General features: G+C 62.3%; 19 protein-coding genes and 3 pseudogenes. 8 read left to right on the top strand and 14 right to left on the bottom strand.

Annotated elements, in window-relative coordinates:
• Position 1 precedes the first annotated feature (1 nt).
• A pseudogene (locus AB5975_18675) lies at positions 2-3,318 on the top strand (SNF2-related protein).
• Between the two features lie 64 nt (positions 3,319-3,382).
• Here AB5975_18675 and nagZ read toward each other — a convergent pair.
• The 3 genes from nagZ to AB5975_18660 are packed head-to-tail and all read right to left on the bottom strand — an operon-like array spanning position 3,383 to position 5,677.
• Entirely contained in the window at positions 3,383-4,381 is a 999-nt protein-coding gene (gene nagZ / locus AB5975_18670; protein ID XDR22991.1) for a beta-N-acetylhexosaminidase, read from the bottom strand.
• 8 nt (positions 4,382-4,389) lie between these two features.
• A complete protein-coding gene (locus AB5975_18665; GenBank protein ID XDR18636.1) occupies positions 4,390-4,929 on the bottom strand; it encodes a L,D-transpeptidase family protein in 540 nt (179 codons plus the stop codon).
• Between the two features lie 40 nt (positions 4,930-4,969).
• The gene (locus tag AB5975_18660) at positions 4,970-5,677 is read right to left on the bottom strand and encodes a TetR/AcrR family transcriptional regulator (protein XDR18635.1); all 708 of its coding nucleotides are present in this window, start codon (positions 5,675-5,677) and stop codon (positions 4,970-4,972) included.
• Positions 5,678-5,892: 215 nt separating this feature from the next.
• Between AB5975_18660 and lexA the strand changes: the two genes are divergently transcribed.
• Together lexA and sulA are read left to right on the top strand one after the other, a co-directional pair.
• Positions 5,893-6,501 (top strand): transcriptional repressor LexA, encoded by a 609-nt coding sequence (gene lexA / locus AB5975_18655; protein XDR18634.1) that lies wholly within the window; start codon positions 5,893-5,895, stop codon positions 6,499-6,501.
• Between the two features lie 13 nt (positions 6,502-6,514).
• Positions 6,515-6,991, top strand: a complete 477-nt coding sequence (gene sulA / locus AB5975_18650) for an SOS-induced cell division inhibitor SulA (GenBank protein XDR18633.1) — start codon at positions 6,515-6,517, stop codon at positions 6,989-6,991.
• 50 nt (positions 6,992-7,041) lie between these two features.
• Here the strand turns inward: sulA and AB5975_18645 are convergent, their stop codons facing one another.
• From AB5975_18645 to AB5975_18615, 7 genes and pseudogenes are all read right to left on the bottom strand, one after another.
• Positions 7,042-7,275, bottom strand: coding sequence for a hypothetical protein (locus AB5975_18645; protein XDR18632.1), 234 nt, complete (start codon positions 7,273-7,275; stop codon positions 7,042-7,044).
• A gap of 50 nt (positions 7,276-7,325) precedes the next feature.
• On the bottom strand, positions 7,326-7,841 hold the full coding sequence (locus tag AB5975_18640) for a DUF6586 family protein (protein XDR18631.1): 516 nt from the start codon (positions 7,839-7,841) through the stop codon (positions 7,326-7,328).
• A 91-nt stretch (positions 7,842-7,932) separates the two neighbouring features.
• A pseudogene (topA, locus tag AB5975_18635) lies at positions 7,933-10,541 on the bottom strand (type I DNA topoisomerase).
• Positions 10,542-10,641: 100 nt separating this feature from the next.
• The gene (locus AB5975_18630) at positions 10,642-10,893 is read right to left on the bottom strand and encodes a DUF1653 domain-containing protein (protein ID XDR18630.1); all 252 of its coding nucleotides are present in this window, start codon (positions 10,891-10,893) and stop codon (positions 10,642-10,644) included.
• Between the two features lie 77 nt (positions 10,894-10,970).
• A complete protein-coding gene (gene fadA, locus AB5975_18625; protein ID XDR18629.1) occupies positions 10,971-12,146 on the bottom strand; it encodes an acetyl-CoA C-acyltransferase FadA in 1,176 nt (391 codons plus the stop codon).
• Positions 12,147-12,177: 31 nt separating this feature from the next.
• The gene (gene fadB, locus AB5975_18620) at positions 12,178-14,325 is read right to left on the bottom strand and encodes a fatty acid oxidation complex subunit alpha FadB (GenBank protein ID XDR18628.1); all 2,148 of its coding nucleotides are present in this window, start codon (positions 14,323-14,325) and stop codon (positions 12,178-12,180) included.
• Between the two features lie 530 nt (positions 14,326-14,855).
• Entirely contained in the window at positions 14,856-15,293 is a 438-nt protein-coding gene (locus AB5975_18615; protein ID XDR18627.1) for a hypothetical protein, read from the bottom strand.
• A 110-nt stretch (positions 15,294-15,403) separates the two neighbouring features.
• On the opposite strand from AB5975_18615, the gene AB5975_18610 reads away from it, so the two are divergent.
• Positions 15,404-15,844, top strand: a complete 441-nt coding sequence (locus AB5975_18610; protein XDR18626.1) for a universal stress protein — start codon at positions 15,404-15,406, stop codon at positions 15,842-15,844.
• Between the two features lie 63 nt (positions 15,845-15,907).
• Here the strand turns inward: AB5975_18610 and AB5975_18605 are convergent, their stop codons facing one another.
• Positions 15,908-17,836, bottom strand: coding sequence for an ATP-binding cassette domain-containing protein (locus tag AB5975_18605; GenBank protein XDR18625.1), 1,929 nt, complete (start codon positions 17,834-17,836; stop codon positions 15,908-15,910).
• Positions 17,837-18,057: 221 nt separating this feature from the next.
• Here AB5975_18605 and AB5975_18600 point away from each other — a divergent pair, with 221 nt between their 5' ends.
• Positions 18,058-19,983, top strand: a complete 1,926-nt coding sequence (locus AB5975_18600) for a transglycosylase SLT domain-containing protein (GenBank protein XDR18624.1) — start codon at positions 18,058-18,060, stop codon at positions 19,981-19,983.
• 81 nt (positions 19,984-20,064) lie between these two features.
• On the opposite strand, the gene AB5975_18595 is transcribed toward AB5975_18600, so the two are convergent.
• Both AB5975_18595 and AB5975_18590 read right to left on the bottom strand, forming a co-directional pair.
• Positions 20,065-20,868: an MOSC domain-containing protein gene (locus AB5975_18595; GenBank protein XDR18623.1), complete on the bottom strand. Its 804-nt coding sequence runs from the start codon at positions 20,866-20,868 to the stop codon at positions 20,065-20,067.
• A gap of 55 nt (positions 20,869-20,923) precedes the next feature.
• On the bottom strand, positions 20,924-21,859 hold the full coding sequence (locus tag AB5975_18590; GenBank protein XDR18622.1) for a chemotaxis protein CheV: 936 nt from the start codon (positions 21,857-21,859) through the stop codon (positions 20,924-20,926).
• 349 nt (positions 21,860-22,208) lie between these two features.
• Here AB5975_18590 and AB5975_18585 point away from each other — a divergent pair, with 349 nt between their 5' ends.
• The 3 genes from AB5975_18585 to AB5975_18575 all read left to right on the top strand — a co-directional run bounded on the left by AB5975_18585 (position 22,209) and on the right by AB5975_18575 (position 24,629).
• Complete coding sequence (locus AB5975_18585; protein XDR18621.1) at positions 22,209-22,718, top strand: histidine kinase; 510 nt, start codon at positions 22,209-22,211, stop codon at positions 22,716-22,718.
• 365 nt (positions 22,719-23,083) lie between these two features.
• Positions 23,084-23,980: a sensor histidine kinase gene (locus tag AB5975_18580; protein ID XDR22990.1), complete on the top strand. Its 897-nt coding sequence runs from the start codon at positions 23,084-23,086 to the stop codon at positions 23,978-23,980.
• On the top strand, positions 23,970-24,629 hold the full coding sequence (locus tag AB5975_18575) for a response regulator (protein ID XDR18620.1): 660 nt from the start codon (positions 23,970-23,972) through the stop codon (positions 24,627-24,629). The genes AB5975_18580 and AB5975_18575 overlap by 11 nt, the downstream gene beginning before the upstream one ends.
• Here AB5975_18575 and yegS read toward each other — a convergent pair.
• A pseudogene (gene yegS / locus AB5975_18570) lies at positions 24,613-25,499 on the bottom strand (lipid kinase YegS). The gene AB5975_18575 and the pseudogene yegS sit on opposite strands and share 17 nt — an antisense overlap.
• Positions 25,500-25,544: the final 45 nt, after the last annotated feature.

Raw genomic sequence — 25,544 nt, 5'->3', positions numbered from 1 at the left:
TGTGAGCGATGGCGATGCGCAGCAACTGCTGAGGGCCTATCCGGGGTGGGTCGACTTCATCGAAGCCGGCACGATGGCACGAGGCCGCAGCTATGCTGCGCAAGAGCGAGCACGCATCCTGTCGCTGCACGGCGCAACGATCGAAGCCATCTGCAAGGGCTCCACAGGCGAGACCTACCAGCAGAACATCCGGCTGGTCGTTAACTACGGGGACCTGCGGGTATTTGGGCGCTGCAGCTGCCCAGTTGGGCTCAACTGCAAACACTGCGTCGCGGCGCTGCTGCAATTGCAGGACGGCCTCGACGCCGCAGGCCCCCATGAACAATCCGCCCTGTCGCTGCCACCGGACCTCAACCTGTGGGTGCAAACCCTTGAGTCCCCCTCCCAACCTGCATCGCCTCAAGGGCCAGCACGCAAAGGCCCGGCAATCTATTACCGCATTCACGTGGATCACGGCGTCTGGCGACTCGAGCCGATCAAGGGCACCCGACAGGCAGACGACACCTTGAAGATCGGTCGCATCACATCGATGCCCGAAATGCTCTACTACACACCTCGCTACGTCACAGAAGACGATGCGCGGCTTTTGCGCCTGATTGATTCGCGCAGCGAAACCACTACGCCCATGGCGCAACTGGAAGGCAAGCAGGGCGGGGAGCTCTACAGCTATGCCCTGGCCACCGGTCGCCTGCTATTTGAGGACGACTTGGCGCCACTGTCCCCTGGGCCGGAGCTGCATGCCGAGTTTCGCTGGGTCAGGCTGGACAATGGCAGCTACCGTGGCGCCTGGTACCACGATGATCACCAGCAGTTGCGGGCAGTGCCCATCGAGCCCATGCACTATGTCGACCGACAGCGGCATTTGACCGGCAAACTGCGCCACGACCTCGACCCCTTCATTGCCAGCCAGCTTGCGCGCGCGCCCATCGTGCCGGAGCATCTGGTCATCCCCTTGAGTCACCGATTGAACGCCTTGAACCGTCACGTCCCCACGCCCACTGCCGTGAGCACCGAACATATCGAAGACATCACGCCAAACGGGCGACTGACGCTGGGCAGCCTCGAATTCAGCGCCTACATGCCCAAGACCGGCCGTATGCAGCGACAACTGCAACACCGTGCCGCGCTGGCATTCGACTACGACGACCTGCGTACCAGCGGTAACGACGAAAAGCCGCTGACCCGCCTGGTCGGCAACACCAGCCAGCGCATCCGCCGCCAGCCGCAAGCCGAACAGGCCCTGCGCAAGGTGTTACGCGACCTGGGCTTCAAGGCCGCCACCCGGCAGAGCAAGGCGCTGCCCGACAGCGCCGGCGAAATGTTCCAGCTACCCGACGACGAGGCCTGGCTGCGTTTCGCCCGCGAAGGCCTGCCGCGCTTGCGCCAAGCCGGTTGGAACATAGACGTCCAGCGCGACTTCGCCTTCAACCTGCAGGAGGTGGACGACTGGTATGCGAGCATCGACGAGGCGCCCGGCCATGAATGGTTCGACCTGGAGCTTGGCATTGTGGTCGATGGCCAGCGTCACAGCCTGCTGCCGATCGTGTTGCAACTGCTACGCAGCAGCCCAGAGCTGCTGCGCCCCAGCGAACTGGCCCGGCGCAGTGACGACGAGCACCTGCTGATCGACCTCAACCGTGGTCGCCTGGACAGCCCGGCCCTGCGCGTCGCCCTCCCGTATGGCCGCGTCAAAGCGGTCATGGCCACCCTGGGCGAGCTCTACCTGCACGAACACACAACCGGCCCGTCCCTGCGCATGGAACGTGCCGACGCCGCGCGCCTGAACGAAATCGAAGGCCTGCCCCTGCAATGGGAAGGCGGCGAGCACGTTCGCGACCTGGGCCGGCGCCTGCGCGATGCCCGTGATTTGCAGGTTGAACCACCGACAGGGCTGCAGGCCAGCATGCGCCCCTACCAGCAACAAGGCCTGAACTGGTTGCAGGCCCTTCGCGAGATGGGCACCGGTGGCATCCTGGGCGACGACATGGGCCTGGGCAAGACCCTGCAGGCCTTGGCCCACTTGCTGCTGGAGAAAGAATCCGGGCGCTTGAGTACACCGGCACTGGCGGTCATGCCCACCAGCCTGATACCCAACTGGCTCGACGAAGCCCAGCGCTTCGCCCCCGATCTGCGCGTACTGGCACTGCATGGGCCGGGGCGCAGCAAGCATTTTGCCACGCTGCATGAGTACGATCTGGTCCTGACCACCTACGCCCTGATGCCACGCGACCTCGAACACCTGCGCACGCAGGCCTGGCACGTCCTGGTACTGGACGAGGCGCAGAACATCAAGAGCAGCACCAGCAAGGCCGCCCTCGCCGTCTGCGAGCTACAGGCCGGCCAGCGCCTGTGCCTGACCGGTACGCCGATGGAAAACAACCTGGGCGAGCTGTGGTCGATCTTCCACTTCTTGATGCCCGGCTGGCTGGGCGACCTCAAACGCTTCAACCAGGACTACCGCACGCCGATCGAGCGCCACGGCGACAGCGAGCGCATGGCCCACCTGGCCAGCCGCATCCGCCCGTTCCTGCTGCGCCGCACCAAGGAACAGGTGGCCACCGAACTGCCGGCCAAGACCGAGATGGTGCACTGGGTCGAACTCAGCGACGCCCAGCGCGATACCTACGAGGCCGTGCGCGTGGCCATGGACCAGAAGGTCCGCGACGAAATTGCCCGCAATGGCGCCGCACGCAGCCAGATCGTCATCCTCGACGCGCTGCTCAAGCTGCGCCAGGTATGCTGCGACCTGCGCCTGGTCAAGGGCGTGGAAAGCAAAGGCAACCAGGCCGACAAGGGCAAGCTGGGTGCACTGCTGGAAATGCTCGAAGAGCTGCTCAGCGAAGGCCGCCGCGTGCTGTTGTTCTCGCAGTTCACCTCGATGCTGGCGCTGATCGAACAGGAGCTGGAAAAGCGCAAGATCCGCTACAGCTTGCTGACCGGCGACACGCGCGACCGTCGCACACCCGTGCGGCAGTTTCAGCAGGGTGACAGCGAAGTGTTCCTGATCAGCCTCAAGGCGGGGGCGTGGGCTTGAACCTGACAGCTGCGGACACCGTGATCCACTTCGACCCCTGGTGGAACCCGGCCAGCGAAAACCAGGCCACCGACCGCGCCTACCGCATTGGCCAGGACAAGCCGGTGTTCGTGTTCAAGCTGATTACCCGGGGGACGGTGGAAGAGAAGATTCAGCTGTTGCAGCAGGAAAAGGCGGCGCTGGCGGCCAGCTTGCTGGACGGCGGCCAAGCCGGGCAGTGGCGGCTTGGCGACGAAGAAATCGAGGCACTGTTTGCGCCGCTGCCTGGAAAGCGCGGGCGTTGAGGCCGCACCTTCTGCTGCCTGTACCGGCCTCTTCGCGAGCGTGCCCGCGAAGAGGCCAGCGCGATCAATCGACCAGCTGAGCGTCCTTCAGCGCACCCAATGCCTCCAGCCAGCGCGGCTGCTGACGGTAATCGGTCCGCGCAAACCCTTGCCCGCGCATGCGCGCAATCCGCGGCGACGGCTTGACCTTCATGCGCTGTGCCGCACTCAGCGCCAGCTCTGCCGCCGCCCGGTCATTGCATACCAGGCCCATGTCACAGCCGGCGCTTAACGCCGCCTCGATACGACTGGCCGCGTCCCCCACCACATGCGCACCGGCCATCGACAGATCATCGCTGAAAATCACCCCGTCAAAGCCCAGCTCACCACGCAGGATGTCCTGCAGCCAACGCCGCGAGAAGCCAGCTGGCTGGTTATCGACCTGCGGGTAGATGACATGCGCCGGCATCACTGCCGCCAACTGCCCGCTCAGGCGGGTGAACGGCACCAGGTCGGCCTGGCGCAGTTGCTCCAGGCTGCGCTCATCGGTAGGGATCGCCACATGCGAGTCCGCCTCGGCCCAGCCGTGCCCAGGGAAGTGCTTGCCACAGGCCGCCATGCCGGCCGCATTCATACCACGAATGAACGCCCCGGCCAGTTGCGTGGCACGCAGCGGGTCACCCTCGAAAGCTCGGCTGCCAACCACGGCACTACGCTGGTGATCCAGGTCGAGCACAGGGGCAAAACTGAGGTCCAGGCCAACCGCCAATACCTCGGTCGCCATTAGCCAGCCACACTGCTCTGCCAGGTAATCGGCATTGTCATTGTCGGCCAGCGCGCGCATGGCTGGCAGCCGCACAAAGCCCTGGCGCAGGCGCTGTACGCGGCCACCTTCCTGGTCCACCGCCAGGATCAGCTCGGGGCGAATAGCGCGGATCGACGCGCACAACTCGCGCACCTGACGCGGGCTGTCGATGTTGCGGGCAAAGATGATCAGGCCAGCCACTTCGGGCTGACGCAACAGGTGACGGTCTTCGGCGGTCAGCCATTTACCGGCGATATCCACCATCAGGGAGCCTTGCAGGCTGACGGTCATGGGTAATCCTTCATTGAAAACTTCAGAGACGCCCACTGGGGGCAGGCGGCTTGCTCGATACGTACCGGGCAATGGGCCGGCACCCGCTCGAACAGGCTTAGCAAGTCGGTGTTGCGCAGGCGTATGCAGCCATGGGACAACGCTATGCCCATGGGTTCCGTGTCAGGGGTGCCGTGCAGGTAGATATAGCGGCGAAACGTATCGACCGCGCCCAGGCGGTTGACACCGGGTTCACAGCCGCTGAGCCAGAGGATGCGAGTGAGGATCCAGTCGCGATCTGGATTTTTCGCATGCAACTCCGGCGACCACACCTCTCCAGCCCAGCGCCGCCCGACCAATACCGCATTCAGCGGCAGCCCCGCGCCAATCTTCGCCCGCACCTGATGCATGCCACGCGGCGTGCAGCCTGAACCATTGCGCTCACCGGCACCGTTGCGCGCCGTGGAAACCGGCACACGCACGCGCAGCTGGCCACGGGCAAAACCGTACAGGCATTGATCAGCAAGGGAGATGTGCAGCAGATCGAGATCGGGCATGAGCGCTAGCTTAGCCGAAGCGCCCTGCCTCGCCCAGCCTTCAGGCCTTGGCTGTGGCGCTACTGATCTTGGTGCGCGGGCGCAACTGCGCAGTGGCCATGGCATCGTCGGTGACACCGCTGTCGGCGCGCATGCCTGCAGCCAGGAACGGCACCATCAGGCGCATCACCTGCTCGATCGAGGTGTTGATACCAAAGTCGGTCTCGGCAATCGCCCGCAGGGCCTTGATACCGGACATGCTGAAGGCCGCAGCACCAAGCATGAAGTGGACGCGCCAGAACAGCTCCAGTGGCGGAATGCGTGGCGCAGCCTCGTTGACCAGCAGCATGTAGCGGCGAAACACCTTGCCGTACATGTCTTCCAGATAACGCCGCAGGTGGCCCTGGCTCTGGCTGAACGCCAGGCCCAGCAGGCGCATGAAGATCGACAGGTCGTTGTTGCTGCGCGGCTGCACGGCCAACGCCTGCTCTACCAGCATTTCCAGCAGTTCTTCGAGGGTCGGCTTGTGCTCCGGCTTGGCCTGGCGCCGCTCCAGCTCACGCTCGAGGCTGGTGCAGAACGGGCCGAGGAAGCGCGAGAACACCGCCTGAATCAGTGCCTTCTTGGAGCCGAAGTGATAGTTGACGGCCGCCAGGTTGACCCCGGCCTTGCTGGTAATCAGCCGCAACGAGGTTTCGGCGAACCCCCTTTCCGCGAACAGCTGCTCGGCAGCATCGAGAATGCGTTCAACGGTTTCCGATTGGGCCATGACTACTCCGACTACTCCGCCAGACAAACAAGTGTTTGAAACATACGTTTCAGCCCTGCTTCTGTCAAGGCTCGGTGACCGGGCGGTCGCCATTTAAAAGTGCCAGACGCCCGGCTGCAAGCGCCACCTGTACTGTTTATTGCGCCTTTTGGCTTGCAGCGCATCCAGTACTGTATATAATCCCAGTCACTGTACAAAAAGACAGAGCGCTCACCATGTTGAAACTGACGCCACGCCAAGCCGAAATTCTCGCGTTCATCAAGCGCTGCCTGGAAGACAACGGCTTCCCGCCGACCCGCGCCGAAATCGCTCAGGAGCTGGGTTTCAAATCGCCCAACGCCGCCGAGGAGCACCTCAAGGCCCTCGCCCGCAAGGGCGCGATCGAAATGACGCCAGGCGCCTCGCGCGGCATCCGCATTCCTGGCCTGGAAACCAAAGCCGAAGAAAGCGGCCTGCCGATCATCGGCCGGGTTGCTGCTGGCGCGCCGATTCTTGCCGAACAGCACATCGAGCAATCCTGCAACATCAACCCTGCCTTCTTCCACCCCCAGGCCGACTATTTGCTGCGCGTACACGGCATGAGCATGAAGGACGTCGGCATCTTCGATGGCGACCTGCTGGCGGTACACACCTGCCGCGAAGCGCGTAACGGCCAAATCGTGGTAGCGCGCATCGGCGACGAAGTCACCGTCAAGCGCTTCAAGCGCGAAGGCAGCAAGGTCTGGCTGCTTGCCGAAAACCCCGAATTCGCCCCCATCGAAGTCGACCTGAAAGAACAGGAGCTGGTGATCGAGGGCTTGAGCGTCGGCGTCATTCGCCGCTGATCCAGGAGGCGTCATGCAGCAGTTCATTCACGCACCCGAGCAAGCCCAGTTGCCCCTGTTCGAAGCATTCCTCGCCCAACCCGTGCTACCTGGCCTGAAAGCCAGTGAACTGGCACGCAAGAGCAGCCAGCCGGACCTCTTCAGCGAATTGTCGCTACGCGGTGCCCCAGAGCACTGCCAAAGCCTGCTGGCACCCGTCCTGCGCGAGCTGAGCGAAGAAGATGAGGCCCGCTGGCTGACCCTGATCGCTCCGCCATCGAGCCTGACACAGGCCTGGTTACGCGATGCCGGGCTCAACCGTGAACGTATTCTGCTGCTGCAACCCCGCAGCAATCAAAGCCCACTGCAACTGGCCTGCGAAGCTTTGCGCCTTGGCCTCAGTCACACCGTGGTCAGCTGGCTGGGCAACGTCAACGCCACCTCACGCCAGCAACTTCTGCGCGCAGCCAGCACCGGAAACGCACAAAGCCTGAACATCCGCCTCGGCTGATGTCCAGGCTTTGCCTGGTAATTCAAAAAGCTTGATACGCCGCTGCACCCTCAGTGCAGCACGCGCGGCCCTTCATCACGCTCGAGCTCGCCATCCATCAGGCGACCGGCCATCTGCACGCCCACACTGAGCATGGCCTTGGCCACTTCCACATGCTGCCCCTGCAGGAACACCTTGGCGTCTTCCGAGAAATCCAGGGTTACCAGAGAGCCCTCATCCTCGGCGCGACGCAGTTCGATGCGGCCATCAGGCAACTCGACAATTTCCAGAAAAGACGTAGACATAGATGGCAGTTCTCCGCGAAAGGCCGTTATTGTACCAGCCGCTGCGGCTATCAGCACTCACTCAACGCGTCGCGGAAACGTCTCACCAAGCCCTTGAGGTTGTTGCGCCAGCTTTCCAACTCGGCACGCGACAGCGCTGCAGGCTCAGGTTCATCGAGATTGACCGCTTGAATCAGGGGTTGGGTAACGTCGGTTTTCGGCGCTTTCCTGGCGACCGGTGGTCGGAACAAATCGGCATAAGCACCGAGCATTTGCGCCAGCCACGTTTCACGCTGGCGAGCCAATTCCAGCAACTCTGCCACTTCCGGAATGGCGATGCCGCTCAGGGCGTCGTCAGCCAAGGCTTGCTCGACCCCTGCAACCACCGGCAAGCGGTAGAAGCCACCAATTTCATGGCACAGCCCCAGCAGCGCACCATACAGATGGAACAGCGCCGACTCGCGCTCGGCCTGGACCAGGCCCTGGGCATTCATGGCCTGGCTTTGTTCGGCCTTGGCCATGGATTCCAGGGCGAGACCGGCAAAAAACAGTTTCTGATTGGTGCGGGTATAGAGTTCCTGGGCCATTTCAGTGTGCTCCCATGAGGCTGCAAGGCGGATAGCTGCATCATAAATGATTGGGGCCGCGAAGAGCGGCCCCAATTACAACGCCAAACGATCAGCGCTTGTCTTCAACCTTCCACGCATTACCGTCGTAGAACGCCTTCCAGCCGGTCGGCTTGCCATCGACCTCGGACTGCACGTACTGCTCCTTGGTCTTGCGGCTGTAGCGAATTACCGCCGGGCGGCCATCTGGGTCTTTCTGCGGCGCATCGCACAGGAAGTGGTACTTCGGGTCGATCTCATGCTTGTGCGGCACGATCTCGAGCACCAGCGGCGCGCGGGTTTCGCGGTTTTTAGGGAACTGGCTGGCAGCCAGGAACAACCCCGAAGCACCGTCGCGCAGCACATAGGTGTCGTCGACCTTCTCGCACTTGAGCTCCGGCATGTCCACCTTGTCCATCTTCGGTGGTGCCGCCTCGCCACTCTTGAGCAGCTTACGGGTGTTCTTGCATGCCGGGTTGGTGCAGCCGAAGAACTTGCCGAAACGACCGGTCTTCAATTGCATCTCGCTGCCGCACTTGTCGCACTCCAGGCTAGGCCCTTCGTAACCCTTGATGCGGTAGCTGCCCTCTTCGATCTCATAGCCAACGCAATCGGGGTTGTTACCGCAGATGTGCAGCTTGTGCTTCTCATCCAGCAGGTAAGCGTCCATCGCCGTGGCGCAGATCGGGCAACGGTGCTTGCCCAGCAGCACGCGCGACTCCGATTCGCCCTCGTCATCAGCGGCAATTTCGTCGCCCGGCACCAGGTTGACGGTGGCCTTGCAGCGCTCTTTTGGCGGCAAGGTGTAACCCGAGCAACCCAGGAACACACCGGTGGACGCGGTGCGGATCATCATTGGCCGGCCACATTCCTTGCACGGAATGTTGGTCATGGTCGGCTGGTTGGCGCGCATGCCGTCTTCGCTGGACTCGGCAGTCTGCAGCTTCTTGCTGAAGTCGCCGTAGAACTCGTCGAGCACGTTCTTCCAGTCACGCTCGCCCTGGGCCACGTCGTCGAGGTTCTCTTCCATGTCGGCGGTAAAGCCATAGTCCATCAGGTTGGAGAAGCTCTCCGACAGGCGCTCGGTGACGATATCGCCCATCTTCTCGGAGTAGAAGCGGCGGTTGTGCAGGGTCACATAGCCACGGTCCTGAATGGTGGAAATGATCGCCGCGTAGGTCGATGGGCGGCCGATGCCGCGCTTTTCCATTTCCTTGACCAGGCTGGCTTCGGTGAAGCGCGCCGGTGGCTTGGTGAAGTGCTGGCTCGGGTCGATCTGGATCAGCTTTAGCGCTTCACCCTGAACCATTTCTGGCAGCACGTCGTCTTCGCCCGGCTTGCTCTGCTGTGGCAGCACACGGGTGTAACCGTCGAACTTGAGGATACGACCCTTGGCACGCAGCTCGAAATCACCGGCAGCCACGGTAACGCTGGTGGACAGGTACTGCGCAGGCGGCATCTGGCATGCCAGGAACTGGCGCCAGATCAGCTCGTACAGGCGCTCGGCGTCACGCTCCATGCCACTGAGCTTGGTCGGGTGGGTATTCACGTCAGAAGGACGAATCGCTTCGTGCGCCTCCTGGGCGCCTTCCTTGCTGCCGTATACCAGCGGCGCTTCCGGCAGGTACTGCTTGCCGAATTCACGCTCGATGTAGCTGCGCGCCATGTCCAGGGCATCAGCCGACAGGTTGGTCGAGTCGGTACGCATGTAAGTGATGTAGCCGGCTTCGTACAAGCGCTGGGCCATCATCATGGTTTTCTTTACCCCAAAGCCCAGGCGGTTACTGGCTGCCTGCTGCAGGGTCGAAGTAATGAACGGCGCCGACGGTTTGCTGCTGGTCGGGCGATCTTCACGCTTGACCACGCTGTAGCTGGAAGCCTTCAGCTTCTCTAGCGCAGCCATGGCCTGGGCTTCGTTCAGCGGCTTGAAGGCCTCGCCCTTCTCGCGCGCCACCTCAAAACGCACCTTGGCGTTCTTCGCGGTGCCGAGGTCGGCGTGGATCTCCCAGTACTCTTCCGGGATGAACGCGCGGATTTCACGCTCGCGCTCCACCACCAGCTTGACCGCTACCGACTGCACACGGCCAGCGGACAGGCCACGGGCAATCTTGGCCCACAGCAGTGGCGAGACCATGTAACCGACCACGCGGTCAAGGAAGCGCCGCGCCTGCTGGGCGTTGACCCGGTCGATGTCCAGCTCGCCCGGCTGCGAGAAGGCCTCCTGAATGGCCTTCTTGGTAATTTCGTTGAACACCACGCGCTTGTAGCGGGTGTCGTCGCCGCCGATGGCCTCGCGCAGGTGCCAGGCAATGGCTTCCCCTCGCGATCCAAGTCGGTTGCGAGATAGATGGTGTCGGCATCCTTGGCCAGGCGGCGCAGTTCTTCGATCACCTTTTCCTTGCCAGGCAGGATTTCGTACTTCGCCTTCCAGCCATGGTCGGGGTCGACACCCATGCGCGCTACCAGCTGGCGACGAGCTTTTTCTTTCGGCGAAAGGGCCGGAGCCTCACCCGCGGCCTTGCCACGCTTGGCGGCCGGCTCTTTGCTCGCGCTGGCCGAACCGCTGGTGGGGAGGTCTCGGATATGGCCGATACTCGACTTCACCACGTACTGGTTGCCCAGGTACTTGTTGATGGTCTTGGCCTTGGCCGGGGATTCCACAATGACCAGCGATTTGCCCATGGATCGGAGTATTCCTGAATCTGAAGATGAAAAACGCGTCAGGTGCCAGACGCGGCACCGCTATATATAGTGGCAAAAGTGTGAGGTCAAGCTCGGACGATCACTCGTGCGACTTGCCCAGCAACCCAGGCAGCCCTTCTTCGGCCTTGACCAAAGCAAAGCGTGGCACCTGCTCGCCGTCAACCTCGACGCACTCCTGGAACATCGAAAGGGGGCGCACCCAGAAGCTGTAATCACCATACAGGCATTGGTAGAACACCATCCACTCTTCGCTTTCGGAGTGCCGCGCAACACTGAAGACACGGTACTCAGGCCCTTTGTAATGCCGGTATACGCCTGGTTGTATCTGCATGTTGCACACCCTCTTGAATAAAACCTGAAAAAAACAAAACCGGGGCACATGGCCCCGGCTGCTGTCCTGCTACGCGATCAGACGCGTTCGAAGACAGTGGTGATACCTTGCCCCAGGCCGACGCACATGGTCGCCACCCCCAGCGTACCGCCATTTTGCTTCATGACGTTGAGCAGGGTGCCGGAAATCCGCGCCCCGGAGCAACCGAACGGGTGGCCCAAGGCAATCGCGCCGCCGTGCAGGTTAACCTTCTCATCCATCTTGTCGAGCACTTTCAAGTCTTTCAGCACTGGCAGGGCCTGTGCAGCGAAGGCTTCGTTGAGCTCGATGAAGTCGATGTCGGCCATGGTCAGGCCGGCACGCTTGAGGGCTTTCTGGGTCGAAGGCACCGGGCCGTAGCCCATGATCGCCGGATCGACACCGGCCACCGCCATCGAACGGATCACTGCCAATGGCTGGATCCCCAGGTCCATGGCACGCTGGCCGGACATGACGATCATGCACGATGCGCCATCAGTGATCTGCGACGAGGTACCGGCCGTGACAGTCCCCCCTTTCGGGTTGAACGCCGGCTTGAGCGACGCCAGGCCTTCGAGGGTGGTTTCCGGGCGAATGGTTTCGTCGAAATCGAACACCTTCAGGAAGCCGTTCTCGTCATAGCCCTGCATCGGGATGATCTCGTCCTTGAACTTGCCTTCGACCGTGGCCTTGTGGGCCAACTGGTGCGAACGCACGCCGAACAGGTCCTGCTGCTCACGGGTGATGCCATGCATCTTGCCGAGCATTTCTGCAGTCAGGCCCATCATCCCGGAAGCCTTGGCGGCATGCAAGGACAGGTGCGGGTTGGGATCGACGCCGTGCATCATGCTGACGTGCCCCATGTGCTCCACGCCACCGACCACGAACACATCACCGTTACCGGTCATGATCGCCTGGGCGGCAGTGTGCAGCGCGCTCATCGACGAACCGCAAAGACGGCTGACGGTCTGGGCCGCAGAGGTGTGCGGGATCTGGGTCATCAGCGACGCCATGCGGGCGATGTTCCAGCCCTGTTCCAGGGTCTGGTTGACGCAGCCCCAGATCACGTCCTCGACTTCTTTCGGGTCAACCTTGCCGTTGCGTTCCAGCAACTTGCTGATCAGGTGCGCCGACATGTCTTCGGCGCGGGTATTACGGTGCATGCCACCCTTGGAGCGGCCCATTGGCGTGCGACCGAAGTCGACAATCACCACGTCTCTTGGATTCAGGCTCATATCAAATCTCTCGCTCTAGCTCGTTGACCGCTCAGTTGAAGAAGCGCTGGCCGTTCTTGGCCATTTCACGCAGCTTGGCGGTCGGGTGGTACAGCGGCCCCAGATCGGCATACTGATCGGCCAGGGCGACGAATTCGGCAACACCGATCGAGTCGATGTAACGCAGCGCACCACCGCGGAAGGGAGGGAAACCAATGCCGTAGACCAGGCCCATATCGGCTTCGGCAGCGGTTTCGACGATGCCGTCCTCCAGGCAGCGCACGGTCTCCAGGCACAGCGGGACCATCATCCAGTTGATGATGTCTTCGTCGGTGACTTCACGCTGCTCGAACACGATCGGCTTGAGCACATCGAGCACGGTGGCGTCGAAGACCTTCTTCGGCTTGCCGCGCTTGTCGGTTTCGTAGGCGTAGAAGCCTTTACCATTCTTCTGGCCCAGGCGGTTGGCCTCGTACAGCGCATCGACGGCCGAGCGGCGCTCGTCCTTCATGCGGTCCGGGAAACCTTCGGCCATTACGTCGCGACCATGGTGGCCGGTGTCGATACCGACCACGTCCATCAGGTAGGCCGGGCCCATCGGCCAGCCGAACTTTTCCATTACCTTGTCGATGCGCACGAAGTCGACACCGGCACTGACCAGCTTGGCGAAGCCGCCGAAGTAAGGGAACAGCACGCGGTTGACCAAAAAGCCCGGGCAGTCGTTGACCACGATCGGGTTCTTGCCCATTTTCTTGGCGTAGGCCACGGTGGTGGCAACCGCCACTTCACTGGACTTCTCGCCACGAATCACTTCCACCAGCGGCATCATGTGCACCGGGTTGAAGAAGTGCATGCCGACGAAGTTTTCCGGGCGCTTGAGCGCCTTGGCCAGCAGGTTGATGGAAATGGTCGAAGTGTTGGAGGCGAGGATCGCATCGTCCTTCACCTGGCCTTCCACTTCCGCCAGTACCGCTTGCTTGACCTTCGGGTTCTCGACCACGGCCTCGACGACGATGTCGACATTGGCGAAATCGCCATAGGACAGGGTCGGGCGAATGGCGTTGAGTGCCTCGGCCATCTTGGCCGGGGTCAGGCGGCCCTTCTCGACGCGGTTGCCGAGCAGCTTGGAGGCCTCGTTCAGGCCCAGCTGGATGGCTTCCTCGCGGATGTCCTTCATCAGGATCGGGGTGCCCTTGACCGCCGACTGGTAGGCAATGCCGCCACCCATGATGCCGGCGCCGAGCACGGCGGCCTGCTTCACGTCATGGGCGATTTCGTCATGCGCCTTGGCCTTGCGCTTGAGCTCCTGGTCGTTGAGGAACAGGCCGATCAGGCTCTCGGCGACCGAAGTCTTGGCCAGCTTGGCAAAGCCTGCGGCTTCGACTTCCAGCGCTTTGTCGCGACCGAAGTTGGCGGCTTTCTGAATGGACTTGATGGCTTCGACCGGGGCTGGGTAGTTCGGCCCGGCCTGGCCGGCGACAAAGCCCTTGGCGGTCTCGAAGGCCATCATCTGCTCGATGGCGTTGAGCTTGAGTTTCTCCAGCTTTGGCTGGCGCTTGGCCTTGTAATCCAGCTCGCCACTGATGGCGCGCTTGATCAGGTCGAGAGCACCGGCCAGCAGCAGCTCAGGGGCGACCACGGCGTCAACGGCCCCCACTTTCAGGGCGTCCTCGGCACGGTTTTCCTTGCCGGCGGCGATCCACTCGATGGCGTTGTCCGAGCCGATCAGGCGTGGCAGACGCACGGTGCCGCCGAAGCCAGGGTAGATACCCAGCTTGACTTCTGGCAGGCCGATCTTGGCGCTGCTGGACATGACCCGGTAGTCGGCTGCCAGGCACATTTCCAGGCCGCCGCCCAGGGCGATGCCGTTGATGGCGGCAACGGTGGGCACTTCGAGGTCTTCGAAGGCGTTGAAGATGCGGTTGGCTTCCAGGTTGCCGGCGACCAGTTCGGCCTCGGGCAGCTTGAAGTTGTCGACGAACTCGGTGATGTCGGCGCCGACGATGAACACGTCCTTGCCACTGCTGACGATCACGCCCTTGACCGAGGCGTCGGCCTGGATGGCTTCGACGGCCTGGCGCAGCTCGTTCAGGGTCAGGCGGTTGAACTTGTTGACGGACTCACCCTTGAGGTCGAACTTGAGCTCGACGATGCCACTTTCAAGAGCCTTAACCGTGATGGCTTTACCTTCGTAAATCATCAACTGATCTCCACGATATGGAAGCTGAACTGTACACGCCGATCGCTGCAGCAAAAGCAGGCCTAGCTGCCCTGCCCCAGGCACACCCGTCAGCGCGCTAGTCGGAAGTATGGCTTGGCGTCATGACATACAAACGCTCAATTCATACGCCCGTTTGATTTGGGTGTGCACACATTCTCCGAAAAGATCGGCGTTGTCAAATGCTCACGAGCACGGGAAAACGCGACTTTCCAGTCATTTTGTATCGGATGGGTACAAAACATGATGACAGTGATCGCCGAGCATTCATGTCAGCGATTGACCACACGCGCTGGCAGTGTGCTGCAACTTTCGGCTTGCGTGGCAAGCGCGGGCGGCTACACTGGCACTTGCTTGAATGAATACCCGGCCTGCCTGGCCTTTTCTGCGCAGCAGAACGCAAAGCGGCGACTTGGCACCCCACCCCTTCAGGGTTCTGCCAAGCCGCCGCTTTGTCGTTTGAGAACAGGTTTATCGCGCGTGACGCCTACCCTGCGGGAGCAAGGCAGGACTCAGGCCAGGGTTTCGAGGGCGTAGGCAACATCCTGCAATACAGCCGTATCGCCCCGTTCGGTCCAGTACAAGGCAATCATCCGCGCATCGGCCTCGACCTTGTAGACGCTCGCCGGCAGGCGCGCCAACGCCTCCATGAAGCGCGGGTCTTCGCAGGGTTCGCGCCACTGGTTCCACCACACCCCCGGGCTGACCTGCCAGAAGCTAAAGCTGTCCTCATGCCCACGGCGCCTGGCCCGGTGGTACTGCGGGCAAGGGCTTGGCGGCTCCTTTTCCAGCCAGTGCGGCCACTGCTGCGGCGCCAGTTGCATGGCCAGGCCCATGCGCCGCGCCTCCAGGCGCAGCTTCATCTGCTCGCTCTGCTTGCGCGAGCTGCGCAGCCAGGAAAGCGGGCTGAGAATCAGCGCAAGGATTGACACCACCAGCAATACCGTCATATCAGTACATCCCATAAAGCGTTGCAAATGAGCTGGTTAGCCATTTTTCACGGTAGACCCGCCCGAAAGCGACCATACTTCTTCTATCGCGATTGTCAGGAGTACCGCTCATGTCCTACGAACATCTTCTGGTTGCCGTCGACCTGACCGAAGAATGCGACCCGGTGATCAAGCGCGCCATGGCGCTGGCCGCGCCTTCGAACGCCAAGGTTTCGCTGGTGCACATCGTCGAGCCGATGGCCATGGCATTTGGCGGTGACGTGCCGATGGACCTGTCGCAACTGCAACAGCAGCAGTTCGACCAGGCCAAAGAGCGCATGGACCGCCTGTTCAATAAATACCCGGACATCAAGCGCGGCGACTCCCACTTGACCTACGGCCAACCGCGCCAGGAAATCCACCAGCTGGCCAAGGACCAGAACTGCGACCTGATCGTGGTCGGCAGCCATGGCCGTCATGGTCTGGCGCTGCTGCTGGGCTCCACGGCCAATGACGTGCTGCATGGCGCGCCGTGTGATGTGCTGGCGGTACGCCTGCTGAAGAAAGAATGACTTAACCAGATCTGGCCTCTTCGCGGGCTTGCCCGCAAGGAGGCCAGATCTGGCTGACGCCGATCAGCCTTCCAGCTCAGCCCAGCGCTCTACCAACGCATCCAGCTCACCTTGCAGCTTCTCGATGTTGGCCAGCACTGCCGAGGTTTCCGCGATCGGCCGCTGGTAGAAGCCCGCCGCATTCACTTCTTCCTGAGCCTCAGCCATGCGCTGTTCAACTTCGTCGATCTGCCCTGGCAGCATCTCCAGCTCACGCTGCAGCTTGTAGCTGAGTTTCTTTTTCGAAGCCTCTTCCACCACTGGTGCCGCAACGGGCGCGGGCTTGGCCTCGACCTTCTCCACAACCGCGCTGTTGAGTGCGGACTTGCCACCTTTGCTCTCGGTCACGCCCAGCAGTTTCGGCGAGCCGCCCTGACGAATCCAGTCCTCGTAACCACCCACATACTCACGCACCTTGCCCTCGCCTTCGAACACCAGGGTGCTGGTGACGACGTTGTCGAGGAAGGCCCGGTCGTGGCTGACCATCAGCACGGTGCCCTTGTAGTTGGACAGCACCTCTTCGAGCAGCTCGAGGGTTTCCACATCCAGATCGTTGGTCGGTTCGTCGAGTACCAGCAGGTTGGCCGGCTTGCTGAACAGCTTGGCCAGCAGCAGCCGCGCACGCTCACCACCCGACAGCGCCTTGACCGGCGTGCGCGCACGCTGGGGGCTGAACAGGAAATCGCCAAGGTAGCTCAGCACGTGGCGGTTCTGACCATCGATCTCGATGAAATCGCGGCCTTCGGCCAGGTTGTCGATCACGGTCTTTTCCAGGTCGAGCTGGTGGCGCATCTGGTCGAAATAGGCCACCTCAAGCTTGGTACCGCGCTCCACTTTGCCCGCGGTGGGCTCAAGGTCGCCCAGCATCATCTTGAGCAACGTGGTCTTGCCGGTACCATTCGCGCCCAGTAGACCGATACGATCCTGGCGTTGCAGGACCATGGAGAAATCCTTGACCAGCAGGGGACCGTCCTTGTGATGGAAGCTGACATTTTCCAGCACCATCACCTGCTTGCCGGATTTGTCCGCTGCTTCGATCTGGATGTTGGCCTTGCCCTGGCGCTCACGGCGCTCGCCACGCTCCACACGCAACGCCTTCAGTGCACGCACGCGGCCTTCGTTACGGGTACGCCGGGCCTTGATACCCTGGCGAATCCACACTTCTTCCTGGGCCAGGCGCTTGTCGAACAGCGCGTTGGCGGTTTCTTCGGCGGCCAATGCGGCCTCCTTGTGCACCAGGAAGCTGGCGTAGTCGCCGTTCCAGTCGATCAGGCCGCCGCGATCCAGCTCAAGGATACGGGTGGCCAGGTTCTGCAGGAAGGAACGGTCGTGGGTAATGAACAGCACCGCGCCGTTGAAGCCGCGCAGGGCCTCTTCAAGCCAGGCGATGGCGCCGATATCCAGGTGGTTGGTTGGCTCATCGAGCAGCAGCAGGTCGGGCTCGGACACCAGAGCCTGAGCCAGCAGCACACGGCGGCGCCAGCCACCGGACAACTCGGCCAGGGTCTTGTCGGCCGGCAGCTGCAAGCGGCTCAGGGTGCTTTCCACCACCTGCTGCAGGCGCCAGCCGTCACGGGCTTCCAGCTCGTGCTGAACGTGCATGAGTTTTTCCAGGTCTTCGTCGCCCTGGATGTTCATGCTCAGGTGATGGAACTGCGCCAGCAACTCGCCCACACCGTCCAGGCCAGCGGCAACCACGTCGAACACCGTGCGCTCGTCGGCCACCGGCAGCTCCTGAGGCAGCTCGCCGATCTTCAGGCCAGGGGCACGCCAGATTTCACCGTCATCGCCCTTCTGCTCGCCCTTGACCAGGCGCAGCATGCTCGACTTGCCGGTGCCGTTGCGGCCGATGATGCACACCCGCTCGCCACGAGCGATCTGCCAGGACACTTTGTCCAGCAGCGGCATGGCGCCGAATGCGAGGGACACATCGCTGAATTTGAGCAGGGTCATGTTGGTCTCCATAAATCGGGCGCGCATTCTACCTGACTTGGGCCTCGACGGCACCCGCCAGCCCCACCGGCGAGCGACAGGTGACATCTGGTCGTACTTAATATCCCGATACAAGCACAGTGCTTTCACCCGCCGCCGGCAAACGGCTAAGCTAAGGCAATAGCTTTCAACAGTGCTGGCTCCGCCGTCACTTCCCCATGGTTCAACTGCCCGGACGTATCATGCGCAGCCGCCTGTTACATATTGCATCCTGCCTGCTGCTTACCGCCGCCACCTGCGCGGCGCAGGCCACCGACCTGACCCTGCAACGCCAGTATTATGACGAGGCCAAGCGTGCGCTGGCCAAAGGCGACAAAGGCCCATACCTGCGCTATGCCCAGGCCCTGAGCGACTACCCGCTGACGCCCTACCTGGCCTACGACGAGCTCACCGCCCGCCTGAAAAGCGCCAGCAACCAGGAGATCGAAGGTTTTCTCGCCAAGCATGGCGACCTGCCCCAGGCCAACTGGATGAAGCTGCGTTGGTTGCGCTGGCTGGCCGAGCGCGGCGAGTGGGACACCTTCGTCAAGTACTACGACCCCAAGCTCAACTTCACCGAACTGGACTGCCTCAACGGCCAGTACCAGCTCAGCCACGGCCTGCGCGCCGAAGGCTACGCCACCGCCGATAAGCTGTGGAACGTCGGCAAGTCGCAACCCGCTGCCTGCGACACACTGTTCGGCATGTGGGCAGCCGAAGGCCAGCTGACCGAGGCCAAGCGCTGGGAACGCACCAAACTGGCGGCCCAAGCACGCAACTATGGCCTGGCTAACAACCTGGTCAAAACCCTGACTACCCTCGGCCCGCAGGGGAGCCTGCTGGTCGACGTGGCGCAGAAGCCCGAGCTGCTCAACCAGCCGTCACGCTTCACCCCGGTCAACGAAGCGATGTCCGACGTGGTCAGCCTCGGCCTTCGTCGCCTGGCCCGGCAGGACCCGGAGCGAGCCATGGCGCTACTCGACGACTACGCCCAGCGCATGCACTTCTCCCGCGACGAAAAGGTGGCCATCGCCCGCGAAATCGGCCTGACCCTGGCGCGTCGTTACGACCCGCGCGCGCTCGACCTCATGACCCGCTACGACCCCGAGCTGCGCGACAACACCGTCAGCGAATGGCGCCTGCGCCTGCTGCTGCGCCTGGGCCGCTGGGAAGACGCCTACGAGTTGACCAAACGCCTGCCCCAGGACCTGGCCAGCAGCAGCCGCTGGAAGTACTGGCAGGCTCGCAGCCTGGAGCTGGCACAGCCAAACAACCCGCAGATTCCACTGCTGTACAAGACCGTGGCGCGTGAACGCGACTTCTATGGTTTCCTGGCCGCCGACCGGGCACAGACGCCTTACCAACTGAACAACAAGCCACTGCCGCTGAGCCCGCAACTGGTCAAAAAGGTGCGCAATACGCCCGGCATTCAACGCGCACTGGAATTCCACGCCCGTGGCCAGATCGTCGAAGGCCGCCGCGAGTGGTACCACGTCAGCCGTCACTTCACCCGCGACGAAATGGTTGCCCAGGCACGCCTGGGCTATGAGCTGCGCTGGTATTTCCCGGCTATCCGTACCATCAGTCAGGCGCAGTACTGGGACGACCTGGACATCCGCTTCCCGATGGCCCACCGCGACACCCTGGTACGCGAGGCCAAAGTTCGCGGCCTGCATTCGAGCTGGGTATTCGCCATCACCCGCCAGGAAAGCGCCTTCATGGAAGACGCACGCTCACCGGTGGGCGCCAGCGGCCTGATGCAACTGATGCCGGCCACCGCCAAAGAGACCGCGCGCAAGTTCAGCATCCCGCTGGCATCACCCGCGCAAGTGCTGAACCCAGACAAGAACATCCAGCTGGGTGCGGCCTACCTGAGCCAGGTACACAGCCAATTCAACGGCAATCGAGTGCTGGCTTCGGCGGCCTACAACGCCGGCCCCGGGCGCGTGCGTCAGTGGCTCAAAGGCGCCAAGCACCTGAGTTTCGATGTATGGGTGGAGTCGATCCCGTTCGACGAAACACGCCAGTATGTGCAGAACGTGCTGTCGTATTCGGTGATCTACGGGCAGAAGCTGAATTCGCCACAGCCGCTGGTGGATTGGCATGAGCGGTATTTCGACGACATGTAAGGGTTGCAGAGCCTGTACAGCCCTTGCAGGAGCGGCCTGGTGTCGCGCCTACTAGGGCCAGTGCTGGCGCTGGCAACACGGCTATTCCAGAACCTCTACCTGCATCCCTACCTCTAACCGCCCACTGCCATCCACCGCCAGGTTTTGCCCGAACAGCACATCCCCCTCCTTCTCGCGAAAGGTTTTGAGCGTCGCCATCGGCTCACGGTCGGCACTGCGCTCCCCGGTAGCCGGATCGATGGTGGTGAAAATGCACCGCACACTGGGCTTGAGCACGCGAAATTCCAGGCTGCCTATACGAATTCGCTTCCAACCATCCTCGGCAAACGGCGCTGCCCCCTGCACCACCAGGTTGGGGCGAAAGCGCAGCATCTCCATGGGCCGGCCGATGCGCCGGTTGAGCTCGTCCAGCGAGCCCTGACCAATCAACAGCAACGGGAAGCCATCCGGAAACGCCGCCCGATCACTGTTGAAGCCATAACCATTGGGCAGGTAACGCGCACGCGGCTCCGGGCAATGCACCAGGCGTACGGCTTTACCCAGCAACTCGCTCAGCCAGGCCGCCGCGGCATCGCCGGCGTCCGGCACACGCAGGGTATCGCGCCAGATGGTCACGCCGCGCAGGGCGTCATCCGCAGGCGGCACAGGCACCTGCAACAGATCCTGCCCAGGGGCCTGTAGCAGCAACTGACCGCTGTCGTCTTCGCGCGCGTCGATCTGGCCAAGTTGTGGCCAGGCACGCTGGGTCAGGAAGCGTCCGTTTTCCTCCTCGACCACCATCCAGCGGCGGTCGCCTTGCACGCCCAGCAACCCCACGGCTGCGGTCTGCAGGCTTTGCGCCCGCCCCGACTTCACCGGGTATCGATACAACTCACTTAGAAACATCCCTGCTGCCTCGCGTCATGCCAAAAGCCAAGCTTATACTTGGCCGGCTCAACGTTCACGCAGTGGCGCTATCCAGCAACAGGCGTTGCTTGACCACGTCGACCAAGCGATCAGGCTGGAACTTGGAAAGGAAGTTGTCGCAGCCCACCTTCTTCACCATGGATTCGTTGAAGCTGCCCGACAGCGAGGTATGCAGCACCACATAAAGGGGCCGCAGGCGCGCATCGCTGCGGATCTCGGTGGTTAGCCGGTAGCCATCCATTTCCGGCATTTCGGCATCGGTAAACACCATCAGCAGCTTCTCGCACACGTCCTCGCCAGCATCCGCCCAGCCCTTGAGCATGCGCAGCGCCTTCAGACCATCACTGGCCACGTGCAGCTTCATGCCCAACTGGGACAAGGTATCGCGCAACTGCGCCAGGGCCACACTGGAGTCATCCACCAGCAACACCTCGCGGCCACGGGCCCGGGCCAGCACCGGGTCGGCGAGTTTATCGCCAGAGACCCGAGCGTTGTATGGCACGATTTCAGCCAGCACCTTCTCCACGTCGATCACTTCGACCAGTTTTTCGTCGACCTTGGTGATGGCGGTCAGATAATGCTGGCGGCCGGCGCTAGTCGGCGGCGGCATGATCGACTCCCAGTTCATGTTGACGATGCGGTCGACACCGCCCACCAGGAAAGCCTGCACCGAGCGGTTGTATTCGGTGACGATGATCGTGCTGTCCGGCCCCGGTTGCAGCGGGCGCATGCCAATCGCCTGGGACAGGTCGATCACCGGCAGGGTTTGCCCGCGCAGGTTCACCACACCGCAGACGAAGGCATGGCGCTGGGGCATCAGTGTGAGCTTGGGCAGTTGCAGCACTTCCTGCACCTTGAACACGTTGATCGCGAACAACTGGCGACCGGCCAGGCGAAACATCAGAATTTCCAGGCGGTTCTCACCCACCAATTGCGTGCGTTGGTCTACCGTGTCGAGAATGCCAGCCATTGGAAAGCCCCCAGGCTCAAGTCGAAAAAAGTGAAATCATCTACCCTGTATCGGCGGCTCCACACACACCTTGACCCCTGCGGGAAAATGCTGCGAAGGCAATTGATATCACCATGCCATCATGCTTTACTGCGGGCATCCAGCGCAAATCAAGGCTTCGGCAAAAGTTCCCCACCCTAGCCTCGCATCAGGGAAACCCTTAGCAGCAATCGGGTGCAACCTGATGTTCGCGATATCCTTTAGCCATTAATGTGACGCCATTCTCATTGCATGAATGGAGTCAGGCTTTTGCTAGCTATCGTTTTGGCGTGCCCGCCCCCGCGCCTCATCCACGCGCGGGGACCTGATGATGGACACTGCCTTATCGTTCGATGACGCCCTGCAGGGCTTCCTGCTGGATGCCCAAGTGCTGCTGACCCAGGCCCAGGAGTGCCTGCAGCATCTGGAGCTGATCGACAATGACCTGGACGCCTGTCGCTGCCTGGAAAACGCCCTCGACAGCCTCGCCCGACAGGCCACACGCCTGGGCCTGCGTGAAGTCGCCCACTACACCACTGCCCTGCAACAGTTGCTCGCCCCGGCCTGCCACGGTGCTTGCCTGCAACGTGCCGCCCTACCTGCGATAGGGGCCTGCCTGACCCTGCTGGCCTGGCAGCTGGAGCTGGTAGATACCCGGACCGGGCGGTTGAACCTGGACATCGGCGAGCAGCTGGTGCTACTGGGCGAGTTGGCCAAGGTCGTGCAACAGCCCTTTGCGCCAGCCTGCGCATTTTGCAATGAGCAAGGCAGCGAGTGCATTCACCCGCACAGCCACATGGCAGCCGGCACGCACCCCAGCCGCTCTACCTCCACGTATTGACTTTGCATGAAGTGCAACTAAGGCTGCTTGTTCAAGTACCACCATGGTCGAACTTGAAAAGTGCTTCAAGTTTTTCAGTGTCACGTTGAAACTTGACCGCGCTAGTTGCAGCACAAGTGCACAGTGAGTGACTAAAGGGTGGCACTTTGCTACCCGAAACTGCCCGACCAGCAGGCGTTTCAAAGCGTTACCCAGCCGCGACCGATGCAATGCGAAGTGGTAATATGCGCCCCCACAAACGCTTGCTACCGGAAGCAAGGTTGCAAGATCACGTGTTTAAAAAAATATCGAAAGTACTGCGCCAAAGCCTCTGACCAGCATTGTGCAAGGCCTCCATCAGCAAGACTTCAGTGGCTTCCCTATCTATGTTCCCACGCTTGAAGACTTCTCTGCGTTGCTGCCCCCGCGCTGCCCTGCTGCGTTGGACGACGGTCGGGCTGTGCGTGGCCTCGCTGCTTGCCAACCTGGCGCTGTACCTGACCCATCAGGCAATCCCGCCCAGCCTGCTGATGCTGCAGCTGGTCGCCACGCTGGGCGCCGCTGTGCAACTGGGCCTGGGCGCCAGGTCGATCAGCCTGCGTCCGGCCGAGCTGGCCGAGCGCATGCTCAAGGTGCAGGAAGATGAGCGTCAGCACCTGGGCCGGGAACTGCACGACGACATCGGCCAACTGCTCACCGCCGCCAAGCTGCAATTGCAGTGGTTGCAGCGGCGCATGCCCGACGAGTTGCAGAACCACTGCGACGCCCTGCGCAGCACGCTGGATGACACCTTGGGCAACGTCCGGGATGTATCTGCCCTGCTCAACCCGCGGCAGTTGGCCAGCCTGGGCCTGGAAGCCAGCCTGCGTGCGCACCTGGTACGTACCTTGGCCAGCAGCGGGGTGCACTGGAGCCTGGCGTGCAACCAGCGACTGGGCGGCATCGACGAGACGGTAGCCATGGCAGTGTTCCGTATCACCCAGGAGGCGGTGACCAACATGCTGCGTCACGCCCAGGCGCACAACCTGGTCATTCGCCTGCAGCGCACTCCAGAGGGGCTTACTTTGTCGATCCACGACGATGGCTGTGGTTTCGTACCCGCCCGCCACCCGGCCGAGGCCGGCCAGCGCGGCCTGGCCGGCATGCAGGAGCGGGTAACCGCGCTGCAGGGTAGGCTCGACATTACCAGCCAACTTGGCCTGGGCACGCAGATCGAGGCGATGTTCCCGTGGCCTCCGCGCACCCAGCAGCGCGCCAGGAGTACGCCCGCCCATGACCTGTAGGCTGCTGCTGGTAGACGACCACTCATTGATCCGCGCCGGGGTACGTGCGTTGGTCTGCGATATCCCCGGCTATGATGTGATCGGCGAAGCCGATGATGGCAGCCAGTTGCTCGAACAGGTTCGCACACTGGCCCCAGACATCGTCCTGCTGGACATCTCGATGCGTTCGACCAGCGGCCTGGACGCTCTCACCCAGCTGCGGGCCAGCGGCAGCACGTGCAAGGTGCTGATCCTGTCGATGCACACCGACCCGGACCTGATCATGCGGGCCCTGGAAAGCGGCGCCCACGGCTATCTGCTCAAGGACACCAGCGCCACCGAGCTGGAACAGGCCCTGAGCGCCGTGCGCAACGGCGAGCGTTACCTCAGCCCGGCCATTGCCCACACCGTCATCAACCAGGCGCTGCGCCACACCAAGCAAGGCAAGCAAAGCGCTGGCGAGCGGCACAACCTGACGGCACGGCAACTGGAGATTCTGCGCCTGATCGTGCGCGGCAAGTCCACCCGGGAAATTGCTACAGGCCTGGGCCTGTCGATCAAGACCATTGAAACCCACCGTTCGCAAATCATGAAGCGCCTGCAAATTCACGACGTAGCGGGCCTGGTGCTGTTCGCCGTGCGCGAGAAAATCATCAGCCTGGACGACTGAGCAATGGCGACCCGGCCGGCAGGTGCAGGCGCAACGCCGCAGGCCTGGCCTGAAAGCGCAGGTTGGCAGCCTGCAAGGGCTCGCCATCGAGGTTGATGTCCAGCCCTTGCGCGCTCTTGATCTCGACCCACGGCAACCTGGCCCGAATGAACAGGCCGTCACCGGCCAACAAGTCACGTAGCGCCCCTACCACTTCCTGTGGCGCAGGCAGGATGGCGATATCAAGCAGACCGTCGTTGATGATGGCCTCAGGGCATAGCACCTGCCCGCCCCCGCCTGACGGCCATTGCCGATACCCAGCGCCAATAAGTCCCCTTGCCAGTGGAAGTCCGGGCCCTGCAACTCCACCGAAGCCGCCTGCAGCTCACTGAAGCGCGACAACCCGGTGAACAGGTAGGCGGCAGCGCCCAACACCTTCTTGAGGTCTTCCGAGGTATTGGCGGTGACCTGGCTGCCAAAGCCGCCAGTGGCCATGTTGAGGAACAGCTGGTCACCAGCCTGCCCCAGGTCTATGGGTTGTGGCGCGACATTCAACAAAGCCAGCGCCGAGGCTGGCACCTGGGGGATGCCAGCGGCCTTGGCAAAATCGTTGGCCGTACCCAATGGCAACAAGGCCAGGCTGGCGCTGGTGGCGGCCAACCCCATGGCCTCGGCCACATCGCGTAATGTGCCATCACCGCCACCGGCGACGATATGGCTGTAACCCGCAGCCAGTGCTTCAGCGACCAACCGCTGGGCGTCGCCCGCTTCCCAAGTGACTCGTACATCCAGCACCCAGCCACTATCGCGCAGCTCGCGCACGGCGCTGCGGACCTCTTCGTTCATCGCCTGCTTGCCGTGCAGCACCAGCATTGCCTTGCGCCCTTGCATGTGCGCGTCTCCGTAAAATGGGCCAACCCAGATCTCGACCACTGG

The sequence above is a fragment of the Pseudomonas putida genome, from assembly GCA_041071465.1.
Classification (GTDB): domain Bacteria; phylum Pseudomonadota; class Gammaproteobacteria; order Pseudomonadales; family Pseudomonadaceae; genus Aquipseudomonas; species Aquipseudomonas putida_P.
This window is presented reverse-complemented; position numbering and strand designations above follow the sequence as displayed.

Excerpts from the sequence above, each read along its gene's own strand:
- AB5975_18585 (XDR18621.1), top strand. The coding sequence starts at position 22,209 with ATGGACACTGCCTTATCGTTCGATGACGCCCTGCAGGGCTTCCTGCTG.
- AB5975_18665 (XDR18636.1), bottom strand. The coding sequence starts at position 4,929 with ATGCCCGATCTCGATCTGCTGCACATCTCCCTTGCTGATCAATGCCTG.
- lexA (XDR18634.1), top strand. The coding sequence starts at position 5,893 with ATGTTGAAACTGACGCCACGCCAAGCCGAAATTCTCGCGTTCATCAAG.
- fadA (XDR18629.1), bottom strand. The coding sequence starts at position 12,146 with ATGAGCCTGAATCCAAGAGACGTGGTGATTGTCGACTTCGGTCGCACG.
- AB5975_18640 (XDR18631.1), bottom strand. The coding sequence starts at position 7,841 with ATGGCCCAGGAACTCTATACCCGCACCAATCAGAAACTGTTTTTTGCC.
- sulA (XDR18633.1), top strand. The coding sequence starts at position 6,515 with ATGCAGCAGTTCATTCACGCACCCGAGCAAGCCCAGTTGCCCCTGTTC.
- AB5975_18575 (XDR18620.1), top strand. The coding sequence starts at position 23,970 with ATGACCTGTAGGCTGCTGCTGGTAGACGACCACTCATTGATCCGCGCC.
- AB5975_18615 (XDR18627.1), bottom strand. The coding sequence starts at position 15,293 with ATGACGGTATTGCTGGTGGTGTCAATCCTTGCGCTGATTCTCAGCCCG.
- AB5975_18630 (XDR18630.1), bottom strand. The coding sequence starts at position 10,893 with ATGCAGATACAACCAGGCGTATACCGGCATTACAAAGGGCCTGAGTAC.
- AB5975_18645 (XDR18632.1), bottom strand. The coding sequence starts at position 7,275 with ATGTCTACGTCTTTTCTGGAAATTGTCGAGTTGCCTGATGGCCGCATC.
- AB5975_18590 (XDR18622.1), bottom strand. The coding sequence starts at position 21,859 with ATGGCTGGCATTCTCGACACGGTAGACCAACGCACGCAATTGGTGGGT.
- AB5975_18580 (XDR22990.1), top strand. The coding sequence starts at position 23,084 with ATGTTCCCACGCTTGAAGACTTCTCTGCGTTGCTGCCCCCGCGCTGCC.
- AB5975_18660 (XDR18635.1), bottom strand. The coding sequence starts at position 5,677 with ATGGCCCAATCGGAAACCGTTGAACGCATTCTCGATGCTGCCGAGCAG.
- AB5975_18610 (XDR18626.1), top strand. The coding sequence starts at position 15,404 with ATGTCCTACGAACATCTTCTGGTTGCCGTCGACCTGACCGAAGAATGC.
- AB5975_18595 (XDR18623.1), bottom strand. The coding sequence starts at position 20,868 with ATGTTTCTAAGTGAGTTGTATCGATACCCGGTGAAGTCGGGGCGGGCG.
- AB5975_18600 (XDR18624.1), top strand. The coding sequence starts at position 18,058 with ATGCGCAGCCGCCTGTTACATATTGCATCCTGCCTGCTGCTTACCGCC.
- fadB (XDR18628.1), bottom strand. The coding sequence starts at position 14,325 with ATGATTTACGAAGGTAAAGCCATCACGGTTAAGGCTCTTGAAAGTGGC.
- AB5975_18605 (XDR18625.1), bottom strand. The coding sequence starts at position 17,836 with ATGACCCTGCTCAAATTCAGCGATGTGTCCCTCGCATTCGGCGCCATG.